The sequence below is a fragment of the Streptomyces sp. P5F9 genome (genome assembly GCF_057961495.1).
In genome coordinates this window covers 1-3,393 of sequence record NZ_JBXVPZ010000712.1, presented here as the reverse complement: position 1 = coordinate 3,393, position 3,393 = coordinate 1, and the positions used below count along the sequence as shown (strand labels likewise).

The window sequence follows — 3,393 nt, the reverse complement described above, 5'->3', positions numbered from 1 at the left end:
GGGGACGGGGACGGCATGAGGACAGCATAGATACAACACGTACGCATGAGGACGGGTGGTCCAGGATGCGGACGGAAGCCAGGGGAGCTTTGGGGAACCAAGGGGAGCTGGGGGTGCGTCTACGGGGATGCGCGTACGGCGTGAGTTTCCGCGGCCGGTTCCCGGGGGCGTTTCACACATTCGGGGAACCCGGCGCAGCAACCGCACAACCTTCTGTGCTACTTACGTGTCACACACGTGCGGCCCTCTCTTTCCCCCCTCCAACTGGGCCGTTCCTCAGGGGCATTCAACGTATTCGGGGTACCTCAGTTGATTACTGCCATTACCGGCATCAAGGGCAGCCGCTTCCGCAGAGCCGCCGCGGTCACCGTGACCGCAGGCGCCGTGCTCGCGACCGGCGCCCTGACCGCGGCACCCGCGCAGGCTGTCACCAAGCCGTCGATCGTGGCCGCGGGCGGTTTTGTGATGAACAACGCCACCGGCAAGACGCTCTACACGAAGGCCGCGGACACCAAGCGGTCGACGGGCTCCACCACGAAGATCATGACCGCGAAGGTCGTGCTCTCGCAGTCGAACCTCAACCTCGACGCCAAGGTCACCATCCAGAAGGCGTACAGCGACTACATCGTCGCGAACACCGCCTCCTCCGCCCACCTGATCGTCGGCGACAAGGTCACCGTCCGCCAACTCCTCTACGGCCTGATGCTGCCGTCGGGCTGCGACGCGGCGTACGCCCTGGCCGACAAGTTCGGTACGGGCTCGACCCGGGCCGCGCGCGTGAAGTCGTTCATCGGCAAGATGAACTCGACGGCGAAGACGCTCGGCCTGACGAACACCAAGTTCGACTCGTTCGACGGCATCGGCAACGGCAACAACTACTCGACGCCGCGCGACCTGACGAAGCTCGCCAGCAACGTGATGAAGAACTCCACGTTCAAGACGGTCGTCAAGACCAAGAAGTACACCGCCAAGACGATCACCAAGACCGGCAGCACCCGCACGATGACTGCCTGGACCAACACGAACACCCTGCTCAGCAGCTACAGCGGCACCATCGGCGTGAAGACCGGCTCCGGCCCCGAGGCCAAGTACTGCCTCGTCTTCGCCGCCACCCGCAACGGCAAGACGGTCATCGGCACGGTCCTCGCGTCGTCGTCGGTCACGCAGCGCGCGACGGACGCGACGAAGCTCCTGAACTACGGCTTCGCGACGATCTGACATACCGACACGTTCTTCGGGGACCTGCCGCATGCCAGCGGCGGGTCCCTTTGTCGTACGGCGGCTTCTGTCGTACGGCGGCTTCTGTCGTACGGCTGCTCGTACGACTGTGACGTGAGGAGTTGGGTCGGCGATGCCGGCGAACGACCGGGAACTTGCGCAGCACTTCGCTCTTGAGGGCGCCCGAACTCTGCTGAGGCAGTACAGGGACTACGGCAAACCCGTCCCTGACGACGCCGAAGCGTGGCGGCGGGACCTGTTCCCGGTGATCCGGGGACTGTGGAACGCCGGGGAGGACGGCGGCCGGAACCTGTACGAGATCGCGGCGCAACTCCACCTGGCGGCCGACTTGTTCGCGCACGACCCGGCCGGCGGACACCCCTCCCTCACGAACTTCCCGAGGGCCGAGTCGGCGGCCCGCACACCCGAGGTCTACCGGGCGGTGGCCGCGTATGTGGAGTGCTGGAAGGCTCCGTTCGACCGGGAAACGCTCTTCGGAACACCCCTGACCACCCGTGAACTCGCCCTGCGTTTCCCCCGGTTGAGCCAGTTCCTGCTGAACTACTTCGGCCAGGACGGACTCGCCGTCGACGACGACATGCAGGACGCCACGCTGGAGGAGGGCCTCCAGCTGGTCATCTCGGACACCCACCCGTGGTGCCCCTGGCAGCTGCCGGGACTGATCGCCGAGTGCGCGGAGGCGCGCGCCGTGTTCCACACCGAGGAGCAGTTGGACGCGTTCTTCGGCGGGGGCGGGATGGGAGGGGGGTCGGCCGGTGAACGGTTCACCGACTTCTTCCCGATCGTCGTCAACACGTTCACGGAGCACTTGAGGGAAGCGCACTCCCGGATGTGGGAGCGGAGCTAGACGGCACCCACGTGGGCGGCGAACGCGGCCCATGCCGTGCGGGTGAGCTGGACTATCGTCCCGTCCACGTCCTTCGAGTCACGGACGGCCACTGTGCCGGGTGCATTGCGGGCGACCTCGACACACTGTTGTCCCGCATCTCCGCCGCTGTAGCTGGACTTGACGAACACGAACGCTGTCACCGGATCTACATCTCCTTGCGAATGGCTTCGATCAGGTCGAGAGCGTTGCGCTCCGCCAGCCCCACTCGCGCGATGCGATCGAAGATCCGACCATGCCGGGCTGCGTCCTCCTCGCTCTCCAACCAGAGCGTAGAAGAGGGTACGTCCATATGTACGACGTCCAGGGCACCGGGTTCAGCGAACGAGACGATGCTGAACGACCCGATCATGCCGGCGTTGGCGCCTGCCAGAAATGGCACCACCTGCAATGTCACCGTATCCGTCCGCGCCAGGTCCAGCAGCTGACCCAGCTGTTCCCTCATCACCGCCCGCCCGCCTACGAGTTGGCGTAGCGCGCCCTCGTGCAGCACGGCCCACAACTCCAGCGGCCGCTCCGAACGGAGTCGAGCCTGACGGGCCAGCCTGGCCTCCACGAAGGGTTCGATCTCACCCGGGTCCTCCCAGGAACCCGCGCCGACGGCCACCGCCCGCGCGTAGTCCGGTGTCTGCAACAGGCCGGGCACGAAGGCGAGTTCCCATGTCCGCATGCTGGTAGCGATGTCCTCCAATGCCACGTACTCGACCATCGCGGAAAGCTGCGGGTACTGGTTCCACCAGCCACGAGCCTTACGTCTCTCACGGTCCGTCCTCGCGAGGGTCAACAGTCGCCCAATCACCGGCTCGGCCGTCTCGCCGTACAGGTGACAGAGCGCGCGGATGTCCGGGTCGCGGATCGGCACCAGCCCGCGTTCCATCTTCGCGACCTTGGCCACCGACGCCGACAGCGCCTCGGCGGCATGCGCCTGGCGCAGCCCGCGCACCTCACGCATGCGCAGCAGCTCACCGCCCAGCCGCCGCGCCAGCACGGTCGACACGGACACACCGCGATCAGGGTTTCTACCTGCCATGTCGCCTTCCCTCCCGCCGAGTTGGTCACAGTCTGTGCGGTCACCATACGGAGGGCAAGCAAGTTCGAGTAGAAATTTATGGCCTCACACTTGCTGGCCCACCTTTTACGCCGCTACCTTAAGTGCGCAACCAGCCACCCAGCGACACCAGTTGGCGGAAGTGCACCGCGCTGCCCGCACCCGGCACAGCACGGCAGAGCCACCCCACCTGGCCCCGTCCCCCCATCGCACATGGAGG

Annotated in this window: 4 protein-coding genes; 2 read left to right on the top strand and 2 right to left on the bottom strand. The window is 66.0% G+C overall.

All coding sequences use genetic code 11. From position 1 onward, the window contains the following. The first annotated feature begins 309 nt into the window (after positions 1-309). Both AC31A1_RS48885 and AC31A1_RS48880 read left to right on the top strand, forming a co-directional pair. The gene (locus tag AC31A1_RS48885; RefSeq protein ID WP_489659510.1) at positions 310-1,218 is read left to right on the top strand and encodes a D-alanyl-D-alanine carboxypeptidase family protein; all 909 of its coding nucleotides are present in this window, start codon (positions 310-312) and stop codon (positions 1,216-1,218) included. Between the two features lie 133 nt (positions 1,219-1,351). After that, positions 1,352-2,086: a hypothetical protein gene (locus AC31A1_RS48880; protein WP_489659509.1), complete on the top strand. Its 735-nt coding sequence runs from the start codon at positions 1,352-1,354 to the stop codon at positions 2,084-2,086. On the opposite strand, the gene AC31A1_RS48875 is transcribed toward AC31A1_RS48880, so the two are convergent. Both AC31A1_RS48875 and AC31A1_RS48870 read right to left on the bottom strand, forming a co-directional pair. Continuing rightward, positions 2,083-2,268: a DUF397 domain-containing protein gene (locus AC31A1_RS48875; protein WP_489659508.1), complete on the bottom strand. Its 186-nt coding sequence runs from the start codon at positions 2,266-2,268 to the stop codon at positions 2,083-2,085. The two genes, AC31A1_RS48880 and AC31A1_RS48875, sit on opposite strands and share 4 nt — an antisense overlap. Positions 2,269-2,273: 5 nt before the next feature. Next, positions 2,274-3,155 (bottom strand): helix-turn-helix domain-containing protein, encoded by an 882-nt coding sequence (locus AC31A1_RS48870; RefSeq protein WP_489659507.1) that lies wholly within the window; start codon positions 3,153-3,155, stop codon positions 2,274-2,276. Between the last annotated feature and the right edge of the window lie 238 nt (positions 3,156-3,393).

Bases quoted from the DNA above. Each gene is read 5' to 3' on its own strand.
- AC31A1_RS48880 (WP_489659509.1), top strand. From the start codon at position 1,352: ATGCCGGCGAACGACCGGGAACTTGCGCAGCACTTCGCTCTTGAGGGC.
- AC31A1_RS48870 (WP_489659507.1), bottom strand. From the start codon at position 3,155: ATGGCAGGTAGAAACCCTGATCGCGGTGTGTCCGTGTCGACCGTGCTG.